This is a genomic window from Candidatus Defluviilinea gracilis (assembly GCF_057138825.1).
In genome coordinates this window covers 334,606-358,356 of sequence record NZ_DBNHEF010000074.1, presented here as the reverse complement: position 1 = coordinate 358,356, position 23,751 = coordinate 334,606, and the positions used below count along the sequence as shown (strand labels likewise).

Annotated in this window: 18 protein-coding genes; 5 read left to right on the top strand and 13 right to left on the bottom strand. The window is 53.1% G+C overall.

Features of this window, described 5'->3' with window-relative positions:
• Positions 1–62 precede the first annotated feature (62 nt).
• From narI to AC16KF_RS14330, 6 genes are all read right to left on the bottom strand, one after another.
• Entirely contained in the window at positions 63–737 is a 675-nt protein-coding gene (gene narI / locus AC16KF_RS14355; RefSeq protein ID WP_484038020.1) for a respiratory nitrate reductase subunit gamma, read from the bottom strand.
• Between the two features lie 55 nt (positions 738–792).
• A complete protein-coding gene (locus AC16KF_RS14350) occupies positions 793–1,392 on the bottom strand; it encodes a nitrate reductase molybdenum cofactor assembly chaperone (RefSeq protein WP_484038019.1) in 600 nt (199 codons plus the stop codon).
• Between the two features lies 1 nt (position 1,393).
• Positions 1,394–2,896, bottom strand: coding sequence for a nitrate reductase subunit beta (narH, locus tag AC16KF_RS14345; protein ID WP_484038018.1), 1,503 nt, complete (start codon positions 2,894–2,896; stop codon positions 1,394–1,396).
• A gap of 124 nt (positions 2,897–3,020) precedes the next feature.
• Positions 3,021–6,653: a nitrate reductase subunit alpha gene (locus AC16KF_RS14340; RefSeq protein WP_484038017.1), complete on the bottom strand. Its 3,633-nt coding sequence runs from the start codon at positions 6,651–6,653 to the stop codon at positions 3,021–3,023.
• Positions 6,650–7,228: a c-type cytochrome gene (locus AC16KF_RS14335; RefSeq protein ID WP_484038016.1), complete on the bottom strand. Its 579-nt coding sequence runs from the start codon at positions 7,226–7,228 to the stop codon at positions 6,650–6,652. The genes AC16KF_RS14340 and AC16KF_RS14335 overlap by 4 nt, the downstream gene beginning before the upstream one ends.
• Before the next feature lie 18 nt (positions 7,229–7,246).
• Entirely contained in the window at positions 7,247–7,651 is a 405-nt protein-coding gene (locus AC16KF_RS14330) for a hypothetical protein (protein WP_484038015.1), read from the bottom strand.
• Positions 7,652–8,171: 520 nt separating this feature from the next.
• Here AC16KF_RS14330 and AC16KF_RS14325 point away from each other — a divergent pair.
• Positions 8,172–9,257, top strand: a complete 1,086-nt coding sequence (locus AC16KF_RS14325) for a hypothetical protein (RefSeq protein WP_484038014.1) — start codon at positions 8,172–8,174, stop codon at positions 9,255–9,257.
• 39 nt (positions 9,258–9,296) lie between these two features.
• On the opposite strand, the gene AC16KF_RS14320 is transcribed toward AC16KF_RS14325, so the two are convergent.
• The 5 genes from AC16KF_RS14320 to AC16KF_RS14300 form a co-directional block, all read right to left on the bottom strand.
• Positions 9,297–9,944, bottom strand: a complete 648-nt coding sequence (locus AC16KF_RS14320; protein WP_484038013.1) for a response regulator — start codon at positions 9,942–9,944, stop codon at positions 9,297–9,299.
• 90 nt (positions 9,945–10,034) lie between these two features.
• The gene (locus AC16KF_RS14315) at positions 10,035–11,564 is read right to left on the bottom strand and encodes an ATP-binding protein (protein WP_484038012.1); all 1,530 of its coding nucleotides are present in this window, start codon (positions 11,562–11,564) and stop codon (positions 10,035–10,037) included.
• Positions 11,565–11,884: 320 nt separating this feature from the next.
• Entirely contained in the window at positions 11,885–12,838 is a 954-nt protein-coding gene (locus AC16KF_RS14310) for an alpha/beta hydrolase fold domain-containing protein (protein ID WP_484038011.1), read from the bottom strand.
• 109 nt (positions 12,839–12,947) lie between these two features.
• Positions 12,948–14,066 carry a hypothetical protein gene (locus AC16KF_RS14305; protein WP_484038010.1) on the bottom strand — a complete coding sequence of 373 codons (1,119 nt, stop codon included), beginning with the start codon at positions 14,064–14,066 and terminating at the stop codon, positions 12,948–12,950.
• A 62-nt stretch (positions 14,067–14,128) separates the two neighbouring features.
• Positions 14,129–15,208: a hypothetical protein gene (locus AC16KF_RS14300; RefSeq protein ID WP_484038009.1), complete on the bottom strand. Its 1,080-nt coding sequence runs from the start codon at positions 15,206–15,208 to the stop codon at positions 14,129–14,131.
• A 141-nt stretch (positions 15,209–15,349) separates the two neighbouring features.
• Between AC16KF_RS14300 and recQ the strand changes: the two genes are divergently transcribed.
• Positions 15,350–17,569, top strand: coding sequence for a DNA helicase RecQ (gene recQ, locus AC16KF_RS14295; protein WP_484038008.1), 2,220 nt, complete (start codon positions 15,350–15,352; stop codon positions 17,567–17,569).
• The gene (locus AC16KF_RS14290; RefSeq protein WP_484038007.1) at positions 17,569–18,804 is read left to right on the top strand and encodes a BaiN/RdsA family NAD(P)/FAD-dependent oxidoreductase; all 1,236 of its coding nucleotides are present in this window, start codon (positions 17,569–17,571) and stop codon (positions 18,802–18,804) included. Before recQ ends, AC16KF_RS14290 begins: the two co-directional genes overlap by 1 nt.
• A 239-nt stretch (positions 18,805–19,043) precedes the next feature.
• On the opposite strand, the gene AC16KF_RS14285 is transcribed toward AC16KF_RS14290, so the two are convergent.
• Complete coding sequence (locus AC16KF_RS14285) at positions 19,044–19,499, bottom strand: SRPBCC family protein (RefSeq protein WP_484038006.1); 456 nt, start codon at positions 19,497–19,499, stop codon at positions 19,044–19,046.
• 194 nt (positions 19,500–19,693) lie between these two features.
• Between AC16KF_RS14285 and AC16KF_RS14280 the strand changes: the two genes are divergently transcribed.
• A complete protein-coding gene (locus AC16KF_RS14280) occupies positions 19,694–21,244 on the top strand; it encodes a tetratricopeptide repeat protein (protein ID WP_484038005.1) in 1,551 nt (516 codons plus the stop codon).
• 41 nt (positions 21,245–21,285) lie between these two features.
• Here AC16KF_RS14280 and AC16KF_RS14275 read toward each other — a convergent pair whose 3' ends face one another.
• A complete protein-coding gene (locus AC16KF_RS14275; protein WP_484038004.1) occupies positions 21,286–22,098 on the bottom strand; it encodes a hypothetical protein in 813 nt (270 codons plus the stop codon).
• Positions 22,099–22,351: 253 nt separating this feature from the next.
• Here AC16KF_RS14275 and AC16KF_RS14270 point away from each other — a divergent pair, with 253 nt between their 5' ends.
• Entirely contained in the window at positions 22,352–23,731 is a 1,380-nt protein-coding gene (locus AC16KF_RS14270; protein ID WP_484038003.1) for an 8-oxoguanine deaminase, read from the top strand.
• Positions 23,732–23,751: the final 20 nt, after the last annotated feature.

Sequence of the window (23,751 nt, the reverse complement as noted above, 5' to 3'; positions counted from 1 at the left end):
TCAAGAACTTGACGACCTGTTCGTGAATCTCTTTTGACTGCAACGCGCCGTTCGTGGCGACCCTAGACAACTTTTCTTCGCGTCCAAATCACCAGTTGGAAATTCCGCCATGCATACGAGAGCGGGAAGGTTACGATGTGCACCAATCGGCTGAAGGGCATAAGCGCGAACAACAGGAAGCCCGTGAGGAAGTGAACTTTGTGCGCCAAAGGTAACGCCGTGACGAATTGCGGCGCGGGCTGGAATAACGCCAGCGAGTCCATCCAGGGTGTGGCGGTAAAAATAAACCAGGCGGCGCCCCAGCGATAGACAAAGGCAAGGATCAATCCGAAGAACACCTGCGCAAACAACAAACTTAAAATGACCCAATCCACAGGCGTGGTGATGGCGCGGATCTTCGATGAGGTCAGCCGCCGATAGAGCAGGATGCCCGCGCCGACCAATGCCATGATGCCGAGAATTTTCCCAGCTAACTCGGAGAGGTACAACAATTCAGGCGTGCCATGCGCCATCGCCATCACTTTGGGGATGGTAAACCCCGCAATGTGAATGAGCGTGGTCGGCAGAATGCCATAATGCCAGAGCGTGGAGCCCCAGAACTGCAACTCGTTTTCGAGGAACTGCGACGACAAACTGGTGAACGAATATTGATTCGTCAGGTAACGATAGATCGTGCCGACGATTCCGATGGCGAGCGCCACATAGGGGAAAACGACGAAGAGCAGAATATCAGTCATGGCTCAATTCCTTTTCTAACTTGTTGACAGCAAACAATTAGTACTTCACGAAAGTTCAGGCGACAGTTCGATTTGCTTGGCAAATCGTGTCGCCTGTCTCGACGCAGTGCAACTGCGTCGAGAACTTGCTTTCGACAACAAACAAATTCAGCGCAGTGAGCAATCCGAAGTATGGATTCTCCGACCCCTCGCCAAAGACCTTGAGCATTTTTTCCAACGAGGGCAGTACGCCGTCGCTGAGCAAGGCTTGCGAGAACTCGCTGTAACGATTCTCCGAATCGAAACCGATGAAGCGCAGGATCACCGCAAGATTGTCGGGTAATTCCTGTTCAGCCGAATAACCAATGCCGTGATAGGCTTCGTTCAATTGCGCCATGAACGCGCCGCGTTTGTAACTCTCGCCGTACAAGTGAAACCCAACATACGGATAACAAACAGGTTGCATATCGAAAGTCGTTGTGAATAACTCCTGCATCCGTTGCAAAGAATTTTCCTCGATGAAGTTGGCAAACCTCTGCAAGCTCTCTGCGGCTTCGGGATTGATCGTCCTCATCAAGTCCAAACATCGTCCAGCCTCATGCCCAAAATCCGAAGCGGGATATTCCAACAGCGCGGCGAACGAGTCGAACAACGAGGCGGTTGTATCTTTGTACATACTACAGCCCTCTCTGCGGAGCCTGCCGCCTGCCGAAGCCCGTCTCTGCTTTGCGTTGTTGCGGATCGTACACTTCTTCGATGTCGCCTTCGCGGCTGTACGGCGGGATGACGAACCGATCTTGATACGTGGGGATGGACGTCAGGCGATAGATCGCCTCCGCTTCTTCCGCGCCCATGCCTGCTTTTTCCAGCGCCGCATTTGCTTCCTCTTCGGTCACATCGCCGACGGTCTCATGCCGCTTGTAAATGCGGACAGCGATCATCTTGCGATAGGCTTTGATGACGAGTTCATCGTTGCCAGCCGAAAGCGTGCGCGACATGTAACGCACTGGCACGCGGGCTTTCTCCAGCGAGGAGAACAAGTCCGTTTCGACGCGTTGCGTTCCATTTTCCTGAGTCGCATTGAGGACGGGCAGAAGCGGCGGGACATAGAACAACATCGGCAGTGTGCGATATTCGGGATGCAGGGGCAGAGCCAACTCCCATTCTTTGACGTAGCGATAGACGGGGGAATTTTGCGCCGCTGCGATCACGCCGTCGGGGACGCCGCTTTCTTTCGCCGCCGCGACAACTTTCGGGTCGAACGGATCGAGGATCATCTCCCGCTGACGCTGAACGAGCTGGTCGTCTGGCACTTTGAGCGCGTCGGGGATTTGATCCGCATCATATAGAAGCACGCCCAAATAGCGGATGCGTCCAACGCATGAATGGAAGCAGGCGGGGGCTTGTCCCGTTTCGAGGCGCGGGTAGCACAGGATACATTTTTCCGATTTGCCCGTTGACCAGTTGTAGTATGTTTTCTTGTACGGGCAGGCAGAGACGCACATACGCCAGCCGCGGCATTTATCCTGATTGATCAGCACCACGCCGTCTTCGGCGCGTTTGTAAATTGCGCCCGATGGACATGCGCCGACGCAAGCCGCATTCAAACAATGGTTGCAGATGCGCGGCATGTAGAAGTAAAAAAGTTGTTCGATGGAAAATAGACGTTGGCGATCTTCGGGATTCATATCTGCCAGCAACGGGTCTTTCACCGCGTAGATGTTCGAGCCGCCGAGGTCGTCATCCCAGTTGGGACCTGCCTTGATGTCAATCGGGTTGCCGTCTACACGCGAGATGGGACGCGCAGTCGGCTGGTCGGGACCGAGCGGCGAGTTGAACAGGTCGTTGTAGTTGTACGTCCACGGTTCGTAGTAATCGTCCATGGTGGGCATGGCGGGGTTCGAGAATAAATTCGCAAACGTCTGCAAACGGTTCTGGAGTTTTAACTTCAACTCGGGGTTCTTGGGCTTTTGATCGAGTTCCCAGCCGCCGTGATATTTTTCCTGATCTTCCCATTGGGTCGGGAAGCCAACGCCAGGTTTGGTCTCGACGTTGTTCCACCACATGTACTCCGCGCCTGGGCGGTCTGTCCAAATATTTTTGCAGGCGATACTGCACGTGTGACAGCCGATACATTTATCGAGATGGAAGACCATTGAAACTTGTGATCGTACTTTCATAATTTCACATCCTTTTCTAAAAAACCTGACAGGTTTCCACGATAGATTGACAAATTGTGTACCTTGTCAGCGCAATCGTTTTGACAGGGTGAATACCTGCTAAAACCTGTCAGGTTTATATCTATTAGAACTCTGGCTCGCCAGGCAACTTGCGCACCAGGATAAACGTGTCGCGGTTGACACCCGTCGGACCCCAGTAATTGAATCCGTAGGTGAATTGACCATAGCCGCCGACCATCAACATGGATTTGAGGCGGATGCGCGTGGGACTGTTGTGTCCGCCCGCGCGTTTGTTGCCGCGCATCGGAGACTTGGGGACGCTCACGGTCCGTTCGGGCGCGTGGTAGATGATGCAGATTCCCGAAGGGATGCGCGCGCTGACGATGGCGCGTGTGACGGTCGTGCCGTGATCGTTGTATGCCTCCACCCAGTCGTTATCCACGATGCCGATCTCTTTCGCATCCTTTTCGCTGATCCACAGCGGTTCGAGTCCGCGTGAGAGGGTCAACATGCGGTCGTTGTCGAAATAGTTCGAGTGGATATGCCACTTGGCATGAGGCGTGAGGTAGTTCAACTGCACGGTCTTGCCTTCTTTATGACTCTTATCCAAATCGCCAAACGCCAAATAATCGGGTCGCGGCTTGTAGGTGGGCAGGTGTTCGCCGTGCGCCAGATATCCTTCGTGATCGAGATAAAAATGCTGGCGACCCGTGAGCGTGCGCCACGGGACGAGTCGGTCCACGTTGAGAGTGTATGCCGAATACGGTCGTCCGTCGCTGACGATGCCCGACCAGATGGGACTGTTGAGTAATCGTCGCGGCTGTTGAGTCAAGTCATTGAACGAGACACGCGATGCGCGCGTCGGTTCGGCGAGGTCGGTGAGTTTGAGTCCCATGCGTTCTTCTTCGGCTTGGAAGGCTCGATACGCCACTTCGCCGTTCGTTTCGGGTGCGAGATGCAAAATGATATTCGCCGCATCGCGCGCCGCTTCCAATGACGGATACTTCTGACCGTTCCAAGTTGTCGTCGGCTTGTTATCCAACAATTCTTGATACAAGTCATCCGCCGCCCAATGGATGCCGTGAATGGCGAGTCCTTCTTTTTGCAGTTTGGGTCCGAGTGAAATGAAGCGCTTGCCCAAGTTGACGTAATCACGCTCGGTCACGACGAAGTTCGGCATGGTCACGCCAGGGATGGGTTCGCACTCGCCTTTGCCCCAGTCACGGATGTGCGGCTGCGCCATCTCAGCGGGCGTGTCGTGTTGAAGCGGCATCGCAACCAAGTCACGCACGGGTTCGGGCAAATGAGTCTGCGCCAACTCGCTGACCTTGCCCGCCAGAATTTTGAAGATGTCCCAATCCGTTTTCGATTCCCATGAGGGCGGCACCGCGGCAGACAACGGATGAATGAACGAGTGCATGTCGGTCGTGTTCAAGTCATCTTTTTCATACCAACTCGCTGTCGGCAGAACAATATCCGAATACAACGCCGATGTGTCCATGCGGAAGTTGATGTCTACGACGAGATCAAATTTTCCTTCGGGCGCGTCCTCGCGGTACGTCACTTCTTTGAAAGCACTTTTATCCACTTCCTCCGAAATGAGTTGGTTGTGCGTGCCGAGATAATGCTTGAAGAAATATTCCTGTCCCTTCGCGCTGGCGTTCAACGCATTGCCGCGCCAGATGAACCACAAGCGGGGCCAATTTTCAGGAGCATCAGGATCCTGTACGGCGAACTTAAGTTCGCCCGACTTCAATTGCTCCACCACCCATTGACGAATTTCCGCATCCGACTTCGCCCCAGCCTGCTCCGCTTTTCTGACAATTTCCAGCGAACTGACGTTGAACTGCGGATACGACGGAAGCCATCCCATGCGCACCGCGCGGACTTGCGCATCGAGCGTGTGCTCTTGAGTCATGCCGCGGTGAGATTCGGACTCGGGTCGAGAAACAGGTTGAGGGTCCGTAAAGAGGCGTTCGTATCTCCATTGATCGCTGTTCACATAATGGAATGACGGCGAGTTCATTTGTCGCGGCGGCTTCTGCCAATCCAATGCGAAAGCGATCGAAGCCCACGGCGCCATGGGCGCGAGTTTTTCCTGACCGACGTAGTGATTCAATCCGCCGCCGTTGCGACCCACGCAACCCGTGAGCATCAACGCGCCGATGCACGCGCGATAAATTAAATTGTTGTGATACCAATGATTGACGCCCGCGCCGATGATGACCGTGCATTTGCCTTCGGTCTTGAGGGCGGTCGTCGCCCACTCGCGCGCAAATTGAATGACGGTTTGGCGATCAATGCCTGTGTAGCGTTCCTGCCATGCGGGCGTGTACGATAAATTTTCATCGTCGTAGTCGGCGGGATAATCGCCTTCGAGTCCGCGACCCACGCCGTATTGCGCCATCAACAGATCGTAGATCGTGACGACCGCCTTTTTGCCGCTGGTGGTTTCGATGTAGCGCACGGGCATGTTGCGTTGAAACGTTTTGCCTTCGCCAAACTCCGCAAACGAAACAGAGAGTTGCTCGCTCGCTTCGCTGAAGAACGTAAGTTGCGGACGAATCTCGCTTCCATCCAAGCCGTCTTTCGGTTCCAGATTCCATTGTCCCTTTTGTTGTTGCCAACGGAATCCCAAACTTCCTTGCGGCATACGCGGCGCGTCGCTGATCTCATCCCACACCAAAAATTTCCACTCGCCGTTTTCCACAGCGCGGGTGCGTTCCACATGCGCGGCGCGGATCATTTGCCCAGGCACATACTTGCCGTCCACTTCGTTGAGTTCAACAAGGAACGGCGCATCGGAATACTGTCGCAGATAATTTAAAAAGTAGGGAGTCGGGTTTTTATAGTGGAACTCGTTCATGATGACGTGATTGACCGCCATCCAAAACGCGCCGTCCTGCCCCGCATGGATCGGAACCCACCAATCGGCATACTTCGCCACCTGGCTGAAGTCGGGCGCAAACACAACCAGCTTCGTCCCATTATGTCGCGCCTCCGCCGCAAAATGCACATCGGGCGTGCGCGTCATGCTCATGTTCGATCCCACCGACGCGATGAACTTCGAGTTATACCAATCGGCGCTTTCTGCCACGTCCGTTTGTTCGCCCCACACTTCGGGGCTGGCTGGCGGCAGGTCGCTGTACCAATCGTAAAAACTCATGCTCACGCCGCCGAGCATTTGCATGAAGCGGCTCCCGCCCGCATAACTCAACATGGACATCGCGGGGATCGGCGAAAATCCGATGATGCGGTCGGGTCCATATTTTTTGATCGTGTAAATCGTTGAAGCGGCGATGACTTCCAACGCTTCTTCCCACTTGACGCGGCGGAATCCACCTTTGCCGCGCGCCTGATGAAAGGACTTGCGTCCCGCTTCATTCTCAACGACGGCTGTCCACGCTTCGACGGGATCTTTGTGCTCCGCTTTAGCTTTTTCCCACAAGTCCAGCAACACGCCGCGCATGTACGGATACTTGAGTCGGATCGGGCTGTACTGATACCACGAGAACGAAATCCCACGCTGACATCCGCGCGGCTCGTACGGCGGGATATCCGCTTTCAAGATGGGATAATCCAACGCTTGCATCTCCCATGTGACGATGCCGTCTTTCACATAGATCATCCACGAGCAACTGCCCGTGCAGTTCACGCCGTGCGTGCTTCGTACCACACGATCATGCTGCCAGCGGTTGCGATAAAACTCCTCCCACTGCCGCGCTTGCGGGTTCGATATTTCTTTGATCCAGTTCATAACAACTCCTTTTCCGCTTCCTTCACCATCGCCGCGCGGATTCTCCGCAGGCGATTGCGATATACAAATCCGATTACGATTGCCGCGCCGATGGTTGCGAGAATGCTGATTCCCAGCACCAATAACTCTTTATCTTCCTGCGGTTCGCCAGCGGATGATTTCATAAAAGCGATCAGATCCGCCTGCTCGTTTTCGGTGAGGGGATGTTGGGTGTAGATGGGTTCCATCACGGGTGATTTGGTCCAGCGATTATTGGAGAGTACCGAAGCAAGTTCAATATCGCTTCGTTCGCTGGATACATTGGTCAGGTCGGGTCCCAAAGCCCCGCCGCCGAGGAGCCCATATTCGCCCAAGTTATGACACCCCATGCAGGGAGGTCCCTCGTTCTCAAAATGAGCGTAGCCCATGAACAACTTCTGCCCGTTTTCGATATCCCCTTCCGCAATGGCTTGCACCGACGCTGGTTGCGGGGGCTCAGGTTGAGATAGGGGAACGCACCCGAAAAGTAACGCTACAAAGATCGAAATGACCGCGAGGGATATTGGGTTCACAAATTTATCGCTTCTGCTATTCATGGGTTCACTCACTCCTGACTATTTTTCTCGATCCACAGACTTGTCTGCCGCCTGGGTTCGGGCGATACAACTGTGGATCGTCTCAAGTAGGTTATCGCCGCGGGCGGGCAGGGTGTTCGTGGAAACAATTCGGAAAACATTCTCGCTCAACGCGGCGCGGATCATGGATATTTTCGGATGTTTTTCGATGATGGTCGCCATCAATTCAGCCGCTTTCTCGTTCTGAAGGCGCTCATCGGCAATGACAACGACAGACGGGCGCGCTTCAACCAGCCGCTCGAAAATGTTCTGGTCGTCCAGAGTCCACGGACCAATTAGCTCCACTTCTGCCTCCGCGCGCAGAATCGCCTCCATGCTTTCGCCGAAGAGATATTGAGAACAGAGTAACAGGACGCGCGGTTTTGAGGTCGTTGTGGATGGCATATCGGACAAAGCCTGCCTCAAGAGTACCTGAATTTACGAAGTAATCCCATCCTCCCCCGCCCCGCCTTTGGAATGAAAAAAGAGTGATTAAGAATCACTCTTTTTTATAAAAGGATTAGTTCCTCGCTCCGTATCTACACCAACCCGCCAAATCTCTGGGAAACAAGAACGGCAAAACGGAGAAATGAAAAAAAAGAACGATATCGCAACCTCCGATGCCTTCATACTCGCTAATTCCTGATCACTCTACGAAATTTCCGCTCCGGCAGGCTCAGTAACGATACTTATATTTTCGTGTTGTGCAATCTACAGTCGATACCTCACGAAAGTTCAAGCGACGTTGCGCAGTATAACTGCGTCAAGAACCTATGTTCCAGGACTTACGCGGTTGGCGGGCAGTTGTACTGCCGCCGCCGCAGTGCAACTACGGCGCAACAGGTTCAACTGCGTAACTCCTACGTTCTTGATCTACCGACAGTGTAAGAACCCCGCAAGTTCTGCCACTTGGGAGAAGCGATTTATGCACAAACTAAAAACGCATAAAGGTTTGGTTTTGATGTTCCTCCTGGCGACCATGCTTGCGTGCAATCTAGGGGAACCACAAACGACTCCCCCTCCTTCAACCCAACCGCCTGCGACAGAATTGACTGCGATTGTTGATACGGCGCCCGCTCCCCCGCCGACGGAAACCCCGATCCAGCATCAGAACATTCCCGTCTCCCTGCCTCCAGACCGCAGTAGTCACGCGGGAGATCAAGATTCCTCCGCCACTGCGAGCCAGAAAATGGCGAACGGCGGAGACCGCTTCACTTTCGAGCGATTTGAACGCCCGTTCAACGGCATGACGATGGAGACCTATTTTCCCGAGTTGGATATCACCGACACCTTCGTCTATCAAGACGACACCTGGGTGTACGGCACCATTCAGGTGGTGAATCGCTCCGCGGCAAATGAGTCGCCGTTCCGCTTCGCCATGCAGGTGGATATCACCTTGGACGGCAAAGGCGATTGGCTAATGATCGCCGACAACCCTTCCTCCACAGAGTGGACTACAGAAGGCGTGCAGGTGTACTTCGACACCAACGGCGATGTGGGTAATGCAACCCCGGTGATGACCGATAACAATGCGGCAGATGGAAACGGATTTGAAGCCCTGGTCTTCGACCAGGGAATTGGCAACGACCCGGATTCAGCCTGGGCGCGCGTATCGCCGCTGAATGCAAATATTGTCGAGTTAGCCATGAAGCGGTCGCTGATGGAAAATACGCCCGAATATATGGTCAACATGTGGACGGGGCGTAGTTGCCTGAACCCGGCTCTCTTCGATTTCAGCGACCACTATACCCATGAACAGGCTGGCGCGGCTGACCCGGAATTCCCATTCTTCTATCCGATCCAAGCCGTTTTTGAACTGGACAACACCTGCCGTATGGCGGTGGGCTTCAAGCCAACAGGCAACGAGCCGGGCTTATGCCAAACGCGCGTGCCGGCTGGACCAGCAGACCCGGCTGAACCGGGCTGTCAACTCAACGATGCCATTTGCGCCCAACAAGGACCCGGTTATTATTTCGACCCCGCGACCTGTTCGTGTTACTACTTTGGCTAATGGAATAACTTCTCCAAACGTCATCCCCTCCTGCAAACCCTACATCAACCCCTTGGTCTTCGCCACCCTTGCCGCCTCGCGCCGCGTGGACACATGCAACTTCGACAAGATATTTCGGATGTGGGTCTTGACCGTATTCAGGCTGATCGTCAACGCCTCGGCAATCTCTTTATCGGTCGCGCCCTGAGACACTTTGATCAACACCTGAAGTTCGCGTTCGGTCAAGCCATCGTCGCTTTCATACACCGCGCCATATTTGCTCATCCGTCGGAATTCCGCCAACACATGACCAGCCAGCGTCGGAGAAAGAGCCGCCTCGCCCCGCCTCGCTCCGCGCACCATTTCCAATAAATCCTGCGAACGGATTTCTTTCAACAAATAACCCTGCGCGCCGCGCTTGAGGGCTTCGAAGAGAATCTCATCGTCGCCGCGCACGGTGAGCATTACGATGATCGTTTCCGGCAGGGCGAGTTTTATTTGCTGCGCGGCTTCCACGCCGTCCATGCCGGGCATTTGCACATCCATCAGGATAAGATCGGGCTTGAGTTCCCGCGCCTTAACGAGGGCTTCGAGTCCGTCGTTTGCTTCGCCCACCACTTTCAAGTCCGGTTGCGAATTGATGATTCCAGCCAATCCCTCGCGGAAGAGGGCATGATCGTCAGCCAGCAACACTCGAGTCTGTTTCATCTTTTATCTTCTGTTTCATCTCTAAACGAATTACTCGGATGGACACGGATTGTTTATTGTTACTCCGTGAGAACCTATGCGCGAACAAATTTACGACCAGGTCAAGGTGACGCGCGTCCCGCGTCCTACCTCGGACTGGAGTTTGATTCGTCCGCCGATGTGTTTGGCGCGCGCCTGCATGATCTGCAAGCCGAAGTGCCCGCCTGGGGCAGGCTGGGAGGCGTCGAATCCTTTGCCGTCGTCTTCAATGGTCACAAAATAATTTTCATCGTGGCGACCCACCTGCACGCGGACTTGTTTTGCGTTCGCATGTCGCGCCGCATTGACCAACGCCTCGCGTGTGATGTTGTATACCTGCTCGGCGATCTGTGGAGAAGGCTCGGGCGTAGAGTCGCCATCCGCAAGCCAGACCAGTTTCAGGTCATGTTGTGAAGCGTTCTCGCTCGCCGAATCGCGCAGGCGAGTCCACAAATCCTTTTGAGCGGGCGAGTCATCCATCAGTGTGTTGATGGCGCGGCGGACATCGCTCGTGGCTTTGCCGATCGTCTCGCGGGTTTTACGCAGGCGTTCCAAAGCCACGCCTTCCTTCCCATCCGAAAGAAACTCCACAACCTGGTCGGTCATTACCCCAAGATAACTGAGCGTTTGCCCCAAGCCATCGTGCATCTCCGCGGCAACGCGGCGGCGCTCTTCCATCGTTGCCGCGCGTTCGGCTTGCGCGAACAGGCGCGCATTTTCCAGCGCAATGGCGGCCACGTTCGCCAGTTTGGTTAGCATGTTCGCAGACTCGGCGGCGAATTGATTCTGCGCGGGACTTCCCACGCACAACGCGCCGATCACGCGGTCGCCGATACGAAGCGGAGCGGCTAAATGACTCGCGCGAAATTCATCCGAGAGCATTTGACACCCGCCACGACAGCCGCCTACACCGCACATCATTGCCTGGTCGCCTTCGAGCACGGCATTGGCAAAGTCTGCGTGGGCGGGCATCGTATCGCCAATAATCGCGCGCCGCGGACCGCTGATCGCCTGGAGTTTTAACCAATGCTGGTTGGTATCCACGAGGCAAAGCGAGGCAATGTCGCCGCCGAGCATTGAACGCGCTTTTTCTGTGACAGAATCCAGGACTTGTTGAATATCGAGCCGCGATGAAATTTCACGACTGACCTCGTTGAGCGTTTCCAATTCCTGGGTGCGCTGCATCACGCGCTGTTCCAAGGTGTCAGTCCATCGGGCAAGTTCCCCTTGCGCAACGCGAAGGCGCGAGCGCATCTCATCGATTGCTTGAGATAACTCCCGCATCTCTTCCGGACCTTCAACCTGTATCGGCTCATCCAGCCGATTCTCCCCGATTCTTTTTGCCGCCGCGCCCAATGCTTCAAGCGGCTTCATCAACGAATGGCGCGTCATCCATGCCAGCACCGACAGAAGCGTCAACGCGCACAACAACAAGACGATTTGAATCACGCGAAGATAATTCACCGCTTGCGTCGCGTCATCAAACTCTTGTTGCGAGGCTACAATCATCGCTTCTCGCGCGGCAATACCGACAGAGGCGAGCACGAGCAGAACAAGCGCAACGAACAGAATAACAAGTTGAACATGCAGGCGTTTTAGCATAGGATGATGCGATTATAACATTTTGCCGGATGAGGCGATCCCATAGGGAGCGTAGGGTAATCGCATTTGAAAATCTCGAGACTCAAAACACGGTGTTTTGCCTTCGAATCCGCTAATCTGCGCGAATTTTTCCGAGAAAGGTTAGCGTGAATTCGTGAGGATTAGCGGACAAAAAATCCAAATGCGATTACCCTAATAGGGAGCGCCCGATCGAGAAAATAAAAAACCATTCTTCGCCACAGAGAACGCAGAGTTCGTTGAGAAAAAATCTCAAGGTTCTCTGCGCGCTCTGTCGTCTCGCACCGTCGTGCCTGCGGCATCTATTCCCTCAACGCGTCCTCAAAAAATGCCACAATCATCTGTGAAATCTCCTCGCGCGAAGGGCTGATCTCTCCGCTCACAGGCTTGAAGCCATGTCCCGCATTGGCAACCGGCACAAGTTCCGCTTGCACGCCCGCCGCTTGCAACTTGGCGAGCAGGTCCTCCGATTGCGCGATCGGCACGAGCGCATCCTCTTCGCCATGCAAAATCAAAAACGGAGGGTCGTCGGCGCTCACATACGTCACTGGGCTGGCGAGGGCGAGGTCAAAATCGCCGAACGCGCGTCGGACGGTTTCGCCGCCGCCTTCAAAATCAACCGTCAAATCGGCAGGACCGAACATATCCACCACCGCCTGCACGCGGCTGGAATATTCCAAATACTCGCCCACATCGAAGCCCGCGCTTTCATCGGTTGTGCCGAGCATGGCAACCAAATGCCCGCCCGCGCTTCCGCCATACACGCCGATGCGATTCGGGTCGAGGTTGTACTCGTCGGCATGGGCGCGCAACGAACGCACGGCGCACTTCACATCTTCGATCATCGCGGGGAATTCATATTCAGGCGCAAGACGATAATTCACCGACACGACCAGAAAGCCAGCCTGCTGTAACGCGGGAATATCCGCCGCGCCTGCGCCTTTTGCCTTATCGCCCGAACTCCACCCGCCGCCATGCACATACATCGCAACGGCAAAGCGCCCATGCTCTTCAAACGGATAATACACATCCATCTTCAACGCGACTCCATCCACCGTGCAATACGTGACGTCGCTTTCGACTGTGCCAAGTTTGGATGAGTCAAATGTACTGGATGAAGTTCCCGCTTCGTTTTCAGCGGGGAGGCTGGTCGCTGTTTCGGCAGGCTGAGTCGCCGCCGACGGCTGACTCTGACTCGCACTGCACGCCAACGAGACGACAACCAATAGTGTGATGAATAAAGTTAATCGTTTCATTTTTTCCTTTTGTACCGCAAAATTTATTTTGCGCCTCATGCGCAAAGCGAACTTTTTGTACCGCAAAATTTATTTTGCACTTCATGCGCAAAGTGAACTTTGCGGCACATTACTTCGCCATCTTCAAAATATCCTCCGACGTGACCACCGTCAGATGCGCGGCGGCGTAGGCAACCAGCTCTTCATATGCGGCGAAGATGGCGGCTTGGTCTGCCTCTGTCCGCAGCGTGGATGGGTCGGACTCGGACAGGTTATACGGCGGCGAGAGCGGATCGCCTTTCTTCACGCCGTTCATGTCGTAGTAAAACGATTTCCAGCCTTCGGGTCCACTGCGATAGAAGTTGTTTTCGTGAATCAATGCGGTGATGAATGGCGCGCGGCTTGGGGACAAATTGGAAGTTTGTCGTACCCATTCGGCGAGTCGATCATGCAACATCTTTGTCGGGTTGTATTTCGCCGCGTCGGGACTCGTCACGAAGTTCCACCAGAATCTGTCGCTATCGTCCACCGAGGTGACGCGCGTCACGCTGAAGTCGCTGGGGCGCACGAGCAGTCCGTTGACGAATTCAAACGGCTGTTCGAGTGTTGTGCCTTCCTCGTGATACAGCAAGGTCATCTGCGCGCCGAGCGAGGCATAGACTTTCTGCGCCGCGTCTTTGAGTTTGCCGCTGTTGGGCGCGGGTGCGACGATGGGATTGCGCCCAAAGACTTGCGCCACGTAGGCATACCCGCCAGGCTGTGATCTATCGAGTTCGCCTGTTTCGAGATTCAAGGCATAGGTTTCGTAATCGAGCAGGGTTTGATACAACGCATCGTCGCTCAATCCATCCAAACGCGAGTCGAATCCTGTGTACAGCGGGTGCGGCGGGCGGACGTGGTAACTGATGGTCATGTTCGAGTTTTTGAGGCGCTCGATCACTTCGGGATGATTCTCCGCCAGCGCGCGGGTGACTTCGGCGGTGAAGTAGAAATCTCCGCGCGCGTTGTATTTCTCGAAGAGGTCAACGAGTTGTAAGAGGGTGTCGGCGCTTTCGTCGGCGTGAACCCAATCATGGACGTTGATGATGAAGGAGATGTAGGCGGGGGTTTCAAGTTTCAGGTGCGAGGTGTCAAGTGGGGAATCGGTTGGGGAAACTGAATCAGGTTGAGGCGGAGAAAGAGGCGTCGTTGGGGCGCAGGCAAAAGCAAGAAGGGAGAGCAAGGTCAGGGCGAGGAAAATCTTTTTCATGTGGAATTCCTTCGTACGGCAAATTTCAATTTGCCATTGCAAGGCGCAAAATAAATTTTGCGTTACTTTGCCGCGTACGCATCCGCCATTTGGGAATAGGTTGCCCATTGGACCTGTCCGCTGGCGACGAGGGGATCAACGACTTCGGTGAGGAAGCGTTCGATCACGCCGAAGGGATCTTGCGGGTCGCCAAGAAATTCGCCAGGATGAACGGTGAAATGAAAGACGTTGACCTTGCCCGCTTGCGCGGCTGAAAGCGAGGCGTAGAGACTCTCTTTGAGATATTCAAAATAGGCTTCGTCTCCGCCCGCGTCATCGCTTCGGCGCATGGACGCGAAATTTTCTTTATCGTATTGACCTTCGGGCAAAAAGACGATTGCGCCGTTTGGATCGTGTTGCGTGAAGAGCGTGAAGTCCGCGCCGTCGGTTCCGCCTGCGGGTCGCCAGGGGTTCACGCCGATCAGCGACATGTCGGTGGACTGCGTAGCGGGACTCTTCCAATCGCTGTTCACATCCAAGCCCGCGCATTCGGCGGCTTCGTACAAATTCGGATACAAATTGCCGCCGCTCCAATAACGGATGTCGCTCACGCCGCCCGCCTGCATAATGTAACTGATCTCTTCCTTCATCACATCGCACCATTGCTGAACGGAAAGCGGCTCGGGATTTTTCCCGAGATGCGCGTCTTCGTGGAAGTGCAGGGCGAGTTCATGTCCGCGCGCGGCGAGGTCGGCAAGAATGGTATTGCCCGATTCAATCGCCACCGTCGTGAACGGACTCTGCGCTTGAATCGTCATGCGCCCGCCGTGCGCTTCGACGATCTGGGCTAGGGTCAGCATATCCTCCACGTGTCTCTCGAAAAATTGCGGCTTGTGATAATCCGATTTGCCGCTCGGAAATCCTTGCGCCGTTTCGCCCATCGGTTCGATGTGCATTCCGATATCGAAGAGCAGGATGGCGGAGCCCGCTTCATTTTCGACGGGCAGGCTGGTCGCCGCTTCGGCGGGCGGAGTCTCCGCCGAGGGGGGAGTCGCTGACGCGGCGGGTAGTCCGCAAGCCAACGACGCGAACAGTAGAACGGCAAAGAAAAGGGAAGTTCGTTTGAGCGTGCGCATGAGGTTGATCTCCTTGTGATTCGGCATGGCGTCTTGGCAAAAAAACCAACCATGCTTTCCCCTATTTTCCACGACGCTTGTAACTAAAGTATTATCTGGTTGTAAAAAAAATAACGTCTCACCCTTCAAAATAGTTAACTCGGTTCCACAAGGAAACATCGAGCCAGTTTGGTTTTATGGAACCCCTATCGCGGGTATACTTTGCTCATGCCCTCCCCCGCCTCCATCCTCAAACAGACCTTCGGCTACGATACATTCCGCCCGCTTCAGCAAGACGTGATCGAAAATGTATTGTCGCGCAAAGACACGCTCGCCGTCATGCCGACGGGCGGAGGGAAATCGTTGTGTTATCAAATCCCATCGTTGATGTTTGACGGACTCACCGTCGTCGTCTCGCCGCTGATCTCGTTGATGAAAGATCAAGTGGAGCAACTACGCGCGTTCGGCGTGCCGTCGCTGTTCATCAACAGTACATTGTCGCCGCAGGCATATCAAGAGAGCATGGATCATGTGCGCAATGGTGAAGTGAAGTTACTTTACGTCGCGCCTGAAACGCTTCTCACGCAACGCATCCTCTCGCTTCTCGATTCGGTCCAAGTGGATTGCATCACCATTGACGAGGCGCACTGCATCTCCGAGTGGGGACACGACTTCCGCCCTGAATATCGTCAACTCGTTGAGGTGAGAAAAAGATTTCCGAAAGCGGTTTGTTTGGCATTAACGGCAACCGCAACGTCGAGAGTTCGGCAGGATATTCGCAACACGCTTAAGTTTTCGACAACGAATGAATTTGTCGCCAGTTTCAACCGCGAGAATTTGTACATCGAGGTCATTCCCAAGCGCGAGCCAGTCGGTCAGGTGATCGAACTGCTCGACCGCTACAAAGACCAATCGGGCATCATCTATTGTTTCTCGCGTAAACAAGTGGATGAACTCGCCGCGTATCTCGCCTCGAAAAAATATTCCGCGCGTCCGTATCATGCGGGGCTGGAAGATGCCGACCGAAAAAAGAATCAAGAAGCGTTCATCCGCGACGACGTGCAAATCATTGTTGCCACCGTCGCGTTCGGCATGGGCATCAACAAGCCCAATGTGCGCTTCGTCATTCACTTCGATCTGCCCAAGAGCGTTGAAAGTTATTATCAAGAGATCGGGCGCGCGGGACGCGACGGCTTGCCCGCGTTTTGCACATTGCTCTACAATTATTCGGATGTCGTCAAGATCAACTATTTCATTGACCAAAAAGAAGGCGACGAAAAACGCGTCGCCATTCAACACTTGAACGCCATCGTGAGTTTTGCGGAGGATGAACGCACGTGCCGACGCAAGCCGCTCCTCAACTACTTCGGCGAATCCTACGAAGCCGACAACTGCTCCAACTGCGACAACTGCACCTCCGCCCCGACTCCGCTCGCCGACATCACTGTGTACGCGCAGAAGTTCCTTTCCTGCGTCAAACGCGCGGACGAGAAATTCGGCGCGGGTCACATCGTGGATATTTTGCTCGGCTCGAAAAACGAAAAGGTGATCCGCTGGGGACACGACAAATTATCCACATACGGAATCGGCGAAGAATTGACAAAGAAACAATGGATGCACATCGCCCGTCAACTCTTGAGTATGGGCTACCTCAAACAGGAGGGCGAGTATCACACGCTGAGTCTCACGGTCAAGGCGTTGGAGTCGCTGAAGAAAAGAGAACCAGTTTTCGGCGTCGTGCAAGAAGCGGAGAGGGCGAAGAAAGATGGAAAGAGGAAAGTGGGCATCGAATACAATCACGCGCTGTTTGCCATTCTTCGTCAAAAACGAAAAGAGATGGCAGACGCGGATGGAGTCCCGCCGTATGTGATTTTCTCCGATAGAACGCTGACGGAGATGGCGGCGTATTATCCGCAATCGCGCGAGAGTTTGTTGAAAATTTCAGGCGTGGGGCAGGTGAAGTTAAGTCAATATGGCGAGGCGTTTTTGGAAGTCATACAATCGTTTTGTAAAAACCATGAGTTGAAAGAGATCACCCTCACCCCCAGCCCCTCCCCCTCAGGGAGAGGGGAATCGCTTGGCGAACGGACACGCATTGTTGGAGAATCATTCAACGAAGGCGCAACGATTCAAACGTTGATGGAACGCCAAGGCGTGACGAAGGGAACGATCCTCGATCACCTGACGAAATATGCGCTGGCTGGCAACAAACTTCGCAACGGCGGCGATTTGCAGGAGGCGACATCTGCCACGCCCGAACAGCAACAGATCGCCTTCGCCGTGTTCAATGAACATAGCACGATGTATCTCAAGCCTGTCTTCGATGCATTGAACGGCGCGTTGAATTACGATGAGTTGAAGATTCTGCGGTTGTTATATTTGATCGATAAACAAGGCAATACCGCGTGATGAAAACGGATTGGGATGTTATCGTTGTCGGCGGCGGACCCGCAGGCTTTTTCGCCGCGATACGATGCGCCGAGTTAAACCCGAGTCTCAACGTGCTGATCCTCGAAAAAGCAACGCAAACCTTGGGCAAGGTAATCGTCTCCGGTGGCGGACGGTGTAATGTGACCCATGCCTGTTTTGACCCGGCGCGGTTGGTTGCGTTCTATCCGCGCGGGGGCAATGAGCTACGGGGAGCGTTCGCGCGCTTCCAACCGCGAGACACGATAGCGTGGTTCGAAACGCGCGGGGTGAAGTTGAAGACTGAAGCCGACGGGCGTATCTTCCCTGTGACCGACGATTCGAACACAATTGCAGATTGCCTGCGCAGCGCGGCGAAGTCGGCCGGTGTGGAGGTCTGGGGACACTCCCGCCTCGGTCGTGTGGATCGAAATCAAGATGAGAGTTTCCAACTCACTACGCAAACGCTTCGGGATGTGTTCACGCGCCTGCGCGCCGGGAAACTTCTTCTCGCAACGGGCAGTGACCGAAAAACGCTCGCCATAGTCAAATTGCTCGGACACACTGTCGTCGATCCCGTGCCATCTTTATTCACCTTCAACGTCCGGGACGAGCGCATCAAAGGCTTGGAAGGCGTGTCTGTGGCGTCCGTCTCATTGAAAATGGATTCACTCTCCACCCAAGGCGCTTTACTGATCACACACTGGGGGTTGAGCGGTCCAGCCGTGTTGAGACTTTCAGCATGGGGCGCCCGCGAATTCTATGGAATGAATTACCGCGCCGAACTGACCATTAACTGGCTGGACAACTATTCATTCGACAAGGCTCTCGATGTGTTGCAACGCAACAAAGCATGGAAAGAGAACGCCCGCAAAAAACTTTCCTCGCATGCCGCGTTCTCGCAAATCCCCGCGCGGCTTTGGAAGCGATTGGTTGACTTTATCGGCGATAAAAACTGGGCAGATGTGTCCAAAGAGGAAGTGCGAAAACTCGCCAAAGAATTAACGGCTGGAACATTTACGATTCAAAGCAAAGGGGTTTTTAAGGAGGAGTTCGTCACCTGCGGCGGGGTGAATTTGAAAGAAGTGGATTTTAAAACAATGCAAAGCCGCATCGTGAAAGGGTTGTTTTTTGCAGGCGAAGTCCTGGATATCGACGGCGTCACCGGCGGGTTTAATTTCCAATCCTCGTGGACGACCGGTTGGATTGCGGGAAGCGCCATGGGCGCTCCGGGGTGACTCAGTAGTGATAGCAAGGCTTTGCATCCACATGCTCCGCTACAGAACGCCATCTGGGTCTTCTTATTCACTGATGTTACGCGCCATGCCTGCAAGGGCAGGTGAAAACGCAGACGGACGCAGATTTCTTGGGAAGGCTACTCTGAACAATCCATCTGTATCAGCGTTTTCAGCGTTCACGCCGCGCTGGCGCTCAGCACAAGTGTCTGCGTCCTGTTTTAAAACTATCAGGCAGGTAGTTAATCTGCGTTCTCCAATCTTGCCTTGAGATTACGAAACGCCCTCTTCATGGACGGGTTACCAGTCAACGGATAAACAAACAAGGCAAACCCAAACGCCATGAACGGATTGAGATTCAACCGTATCGCGCGCGTGATCAACACGTGATTTTCTTTTTCTGAAAATGTAAAAGTGTGGAACACATCCCCAATCGTCGGATCGTTCGCCACAAAACCAAATTTGTGCGGAGGTTCGAATTCAGTGACCTTTAGTCTGTTCGGTCTCTCCTTTTGTATCGCAAACTCGCCTTTGGAGACATATTCCTTCCCCACTTGAATCGGCTCGGATGAAACCGCTTCGATCTTCAATTCCCCGCCGCTCCATTCGGGGTGTTTCGTCAGATCAGAAACGTAATCAAAAGCGGGTTGGAGGTTTGTGTTGATGAGGATTTGGACAGAGCGGGTGATTGAGGTCATGGAGGTATTATAAGCCTTGACCACTGCCCATTTGGGAAAGTCGAAGGACAGGTCTCAATCAAATCCCACCACCTGCTCAACACTTGAAATCGTATCCTGCTTCTGATAGTAGGGTTTTAAATGGTAAAGATTGTCACCTCAGGCGCGTTGAGTGTATATATTTTGGTCTCGAGATGATTTTTCAAGGAGGAACTATGTCTGAACTTTCCGAATCCGCTAAGCCCGACAAGAAACGATTTATCCGTCTTCTTGTTCCAATCATAGTCATACTGCTTCTGTTGCTTGTGTATGGAAGTGGGATCTTCATTCTACCGATTGCGATTCTATCTAGTTACAAAGGTGGAAACTGTAATACTGTCCTCAGTCTTGATAATTTCTACACCACTATTTACCCTGCTTTCATTGAGGACAAGACACTGACACAACCCGCCATGGAATGTGCGGTGTATTCCCTTGCGAACCGTCAGGAAGGGGACTCTGACTGGCAGGAAGCGCTGAATTCTTATGAAGTGTATTCTGCATCCTACCCCAATGGTATCTTTGTAGCAAAAGCTCATGAGCATAGCGCTCTGATGCTGGTCAATCTGGCGAAAGAACAAGCGGACGCAAAAAACTTTTCGCAAGCAGTATCGAATCTTAATAACGTTCTGACGAAATATGCAGGCACTGACGCAGCGGCAAGTGCAATCGATCTTTACCCTGAGATGTACATCTCTTGGGGTGTTGGGCTACGAACCGCAGGGGAATTCGAAGATGCACAACAAGTGTTTAGCGATTTCAAGAATTGGGCAGAAAGCAATCAAGAGCCTGAGCATGCTCAAACTGCACAACGCGAACTAGCGCAGACTTATTTGGATTGGGGCTTGCAGTTGCAATCGCAAAAAAAGTTCGAAGAGGCTGAAAGCAAACTTGATTCCGCAGAATCAGTCGAGTCAACTGTTGCCGAGCAGGTACGGGCAAATAAGGAAAAACTTCATACCGAATGGGGAGGCTTCTTGATCGACCAAAATGATTTTGACAAGGCAATGGAACAATATGGAATAGCATCAAAACTGGTTGAGGAACGTGATCCGTCTGCGGCTAAAGATGTTATTGCAAATGGATACGTTCAGTGGGCTGGTGGACTGGTCGCCGAAAAGGATTTTATTGGCGCTCTAGTGTTGCTTGATTTTGCACAAGAAAATGCTGCGACGGATTCTGCGAAGAAATCTGTAGATGAGGTAAGGAGCGACACATATCTTGCGTTCTCACAATCAGATGGCGAACAGGCTCAGAAAGCGATGAAGGATGCCGCGAGAATCGTTTGCGAGCATCATGCAAATCCCAGTTTGCCGATTTTTGGATTGGATGAGGCTACAAAACGTGCCCTTGTTTACGGGGTTGAAACAGATCTCCCTGAGGACCTTGCAGCAAAAACTCCGGGCGCAATGCATTATGTAGCATGCATCACTGAAGACACTAAGATTATTGGGCGAGAACCGCACCTGCTTAAAAACGTTCCGTTGTATTCCAACTTACCACCGGTTTCATTTCATCTGTATTTCAATCGTGTACAATTCTTCTGGACTGTCTCATTGCGAGAGATAAGCACTGGAAAGGAATATAAAGTGACGACGATTGACGGAGGAGAACCGCCACCAATCGACCCAAATTCACTTATTGATCACATGAACAATCCATATTTCTTTGGCGCCAGGCCTGATATTGCAGATCTAGCAGGCTGGCTACTACAATATCTGAAATAAGAAAGATACCCAACAACTATTCACATCGGGCATCTCTTTACCTATTGGTCCGGTAGCAACCAAATCCAACTGTTTTCGAAGGAGCAACTCCCTTCACCGGATTCCTGCCAGCCCAAGAAGCCAAAAATCCCACTCGAACGTCGTTGTTGACTTTCGTCATGAAAGCGGCCTTGGTGTATCCCGTTAATGAATACGTCAAATGCGTTTCCCTGGGCAACCAATAGGAACTGATTGCTTCCATCGTTCTCAACATTCAATGTGTCAGAGAATTTTGTGGTAGACACAGAATATTTGCGCCTACCGAATTCATAGGCGTCAATAAAGTATGCTGGTAAACCGGACAGGCGATAAAAGTAAAACTGGTATTGTTCTCCTTTTGCAAGATCTATTTCTGAGCGAAAGATCAAGCCGCAGATTAGAACTCCCGAAGCATTCCATGTTACATCTGATTTAAAAATAAAATCTGTTGCTTGTATTTTCTCATCAATTTGCTCAAATAGTCCCGCGTCCTTTTGCGGCCCCGTCATTTTTATCGTCACAGGCTGATTCTGTTTCCATGCAAGGTATCCATCCTTATAAGAGATGCCCGAGTTTGGTCCTATAAATACATCCAAATCAGAGACAACATGGTAAGCCTCAAGTGTCGCGGTCAGGGCGATATTTGCCGTGGCAGTTGAAATAAAGGTTGGGGTGCCAGTTGGTGAAAGTGTCGAAGACGGCTGATGTGTACCGGTAGGCGGCTCGGCGGCAACGGTTTGTGCAACCATCGTGCCGGCTTGATCCAATGGAGATTGCCCCCCACAGCCACTTACTAAAATTGCTAGTGTCAATAAGATTGCAATTGATTTGTACATGTTATCTTCCTTCGATTAATCAAACACATGATATACATTGCGGATACGGTCTTTTGAAGTTTAGCGAAGTCACATATCCCCTAATTGACATCCTCCCTACTTTCCGCTACACTTCAAGTTGTCAGACAACTTTCGTCTAGTCCACTTGCCACCAAACAATCTCCAGTCTCCAGTCCCTAATCTCCAATTCTCCAATTCTCTCATTCACCAATTACCAATCACCAATTACTAATTACCACTTACTCCTCCCCCCATGCCCACCCTCCTCATCAAAAACGCCCACCTCCTCACCATGGACGACCACCACACCGAAATCCCCGATGGCGGTCTTTTTATCCGCGACGGTTTCATTGAACAAGTAGGACAAACTTCCAGTTTGTCCAGCGAGGCCGATGAAACCCTCGACCTCAAAGGTCACGTCCTCCTCCCGGGCCTCGTCAACACGCATCACCACTTCTACCAGACCCTCACGCGCGCCGTCCCTGCCGCGCAAGATGCCAACCTCTTCAACTGGCTCAAAACGCTCTACCCGATCTGGGCTCGCCTCACGCCCCACGATATTTTCACCTCGACTCAAACCGCCCTCGCGGAACTTGCCTTGTCTGGATGCACAACGGCTTCTGACCATCTCTACCTCTACCCAAACGGTTCAAAACTCGACGATGAGATTGCCGCGGCCGCGGAAGTGGGACTCCGCCTCCACGCCTCGCGCGGCTCCATGTCGCTGGGCGAAGCGGATGGCGGTCTCCCGCCCGACAGCGTGGTGGACGATGAAGAGTCTATCCTCAAAGACTCGCTACGTCTCATCCAAAAATATCACGACGCGAAACCAGGCTCGATGGTGCAAATTGTTTTGGCTCCGTGTTCACCGTTCAGCGTGACAGGCGAACTGATGAAACAATCTGCCAAGCTCGCGCGTGAATATGGCGTGCATCTGCACACGCATCTCGCCGAGACCGAAGACGAGGAACAATTTTGCTTGGAGAAATTCGGTCATCGCCCAGGCGGGTACATGCAAGAAGTGGATTGGGTTGGCGACGATGTCTGGTTCGCGCACGCCGTGTGGGTGAATGACGAAGAGATCAAAGTCTTCGCCAAGCACAACTGCGGAGTGGCGCACTGTCCCACCTCGAACATGCGACTCGCCTCTGGCGTCGCGCCGATCAAAGAATATCGCAAAGCAGGTGTGAATGTTGGCTTGGGCGTGGACGGCTCCGCATCCAATGACGGTTCACATCTTCTCGCCGAAGTCCGCAACGCGATGTTGTTGTCTCGCGTGAAAGAGGGAATTACAGGCTACTCATTATCCGATGATCCAAATAGAAAACTCATGACCGCCCGCGAAGCGTTATATCTAGGAACGCGCGGTGGGGCGGCGGTGTTAGGCAGAAAAGATATCGGAAGTTTGGAAAGTGGCAAATGCGCCGACTTCTTCGCCGTCAACTTGAACAAACTCGGCTTCGCAGGGATGCACGATCCCGTTTCGGCGATTGTCTTCGGTCAACCCGTCAATGCCGATTACACCGTCGTCGGCGGAAAGTTCATCGTCAAAGAAGGTCAACTCTCCACTCTGGATGAACGTCAACTTGCGGAGAAACACAACCAAGCCGCAAAACGCTTGTTGGCAGGTTAGCACGTTGGAACGTTCAAACG

Coding starts and splice junctions, on each gene's coding strand:
- AC16KF_RS14325 (WP_484038014.1), top strand. CDS start 8,172: ATGCACAAACTAAAAACGCATAAAGGTTTGGTTTTGATGTTCCTCCTG.
- narH (WP_484038018.1), bottom strand. CDS start 2,896: ATGAAAGTACGATCACAAGTTTCAATGGTCTTCCATCTCGATAAATGT.
- AC16KF_RS14285 (WP_484038006.1), bottom strand. CDS start 19,499: ATGACCTCAATCACCCGCTCTGTCCAAATCCTCATCAACACAAACCTC.
- narI (WP_484038020.1), bottom strand. CDS start 737: ATGACTGATATTCTGCTCTTCGTCGTTTTCCCCTATGTGGCGCTCGCC.
- AC16KF_RS14350 (WP_484038019.1), bottom strand. CDS start 1,392: ATGTACAAAGATACAACCGCCTCGTTGTTCGACTCGTTCGCCGCGCTG.
- AC16KF_RS14300 (WP_484038009.1), bottom strand. CDS start 15,208: ATGCCGAATCACAAGGAGATCAACCTCATGCGCACGCTCAAACGAACT.
- AC16KF_RS14330 (WP_484038015.1), bottom strand. CDS start 7,651: ATGCCATCCACAACGACCTCAAAACCGCGCGTCCTGTTACTCTGTTCT.
- AC16KF_RS14270 (WP_484038003.1), top strand. CDS start 22,352: ATGCCCACCCTCCTCATCAAAAACGCCCACCTCCTCACCATGGACGAC.
- AC16KF_RS14310 (WP_484038011.1), bottom strand. CDS start 12,838: ATGAAACGATTAACTTTATTCATCACACTATTGGTTGTCGTCTCGTTG.
- AC16KF_RS14290 (WP_484038007.1), top strand. CDS start 17,569: ATGAAAACGGATTGGGATGTTATCGTTGTCGGCGGCGGACCCGCAGGC.
- AC16KF_RS14335 (WP_484038016.1), bottom strand. CDS start 7,228: ATGAATAGCAGAAGCGATAAATTTGTGAACCCAATATCCCTCGCGGTC.
- AC16KF_RS14320 (WP_484038013.1), bottom strand. CDS start 9,944: ATGAAACAGACTCGAGTGTTGCTGGCTGACGATCATGCCCTCTTCCGC.
- AC16KF_RS14275 (WP_484038004.1), bottom strand. CDS start 22,098: ATGTACAAATCAATTGCAATCTTATTGACACTAGCAATTTTAGTAAGT.
- AC16KF_RS14315 (WP_484038012.1), bottom strand. CDS start 11,564: ATGCTAAAACGCCTGCATGTTCAACTTGTTATTCTGTTCGTTGCGCTT.
- AC16KF_RS14280 (WP_484038005.1), top strand. CDS start 19,694: ATGTCTGAACTTTCCGAATCCGCTAAGCCCGACAAGAAACGATTTATC.
- AC16KF_RS14340 (WP_484038017.1), bottom strand. CDS start 6,653: ATGAACTGGATCAAAGAAATATCGAACCCGCAAGCGCGGCAGTGGGAG.
- AC16KF_RS14305 (WP_484038010.1), bottom strand. CDS start 14,066: ATGAAAAAGATTTTCCTCGCCCTGACCTTGCTCTCCCTTCTTGCTTTT.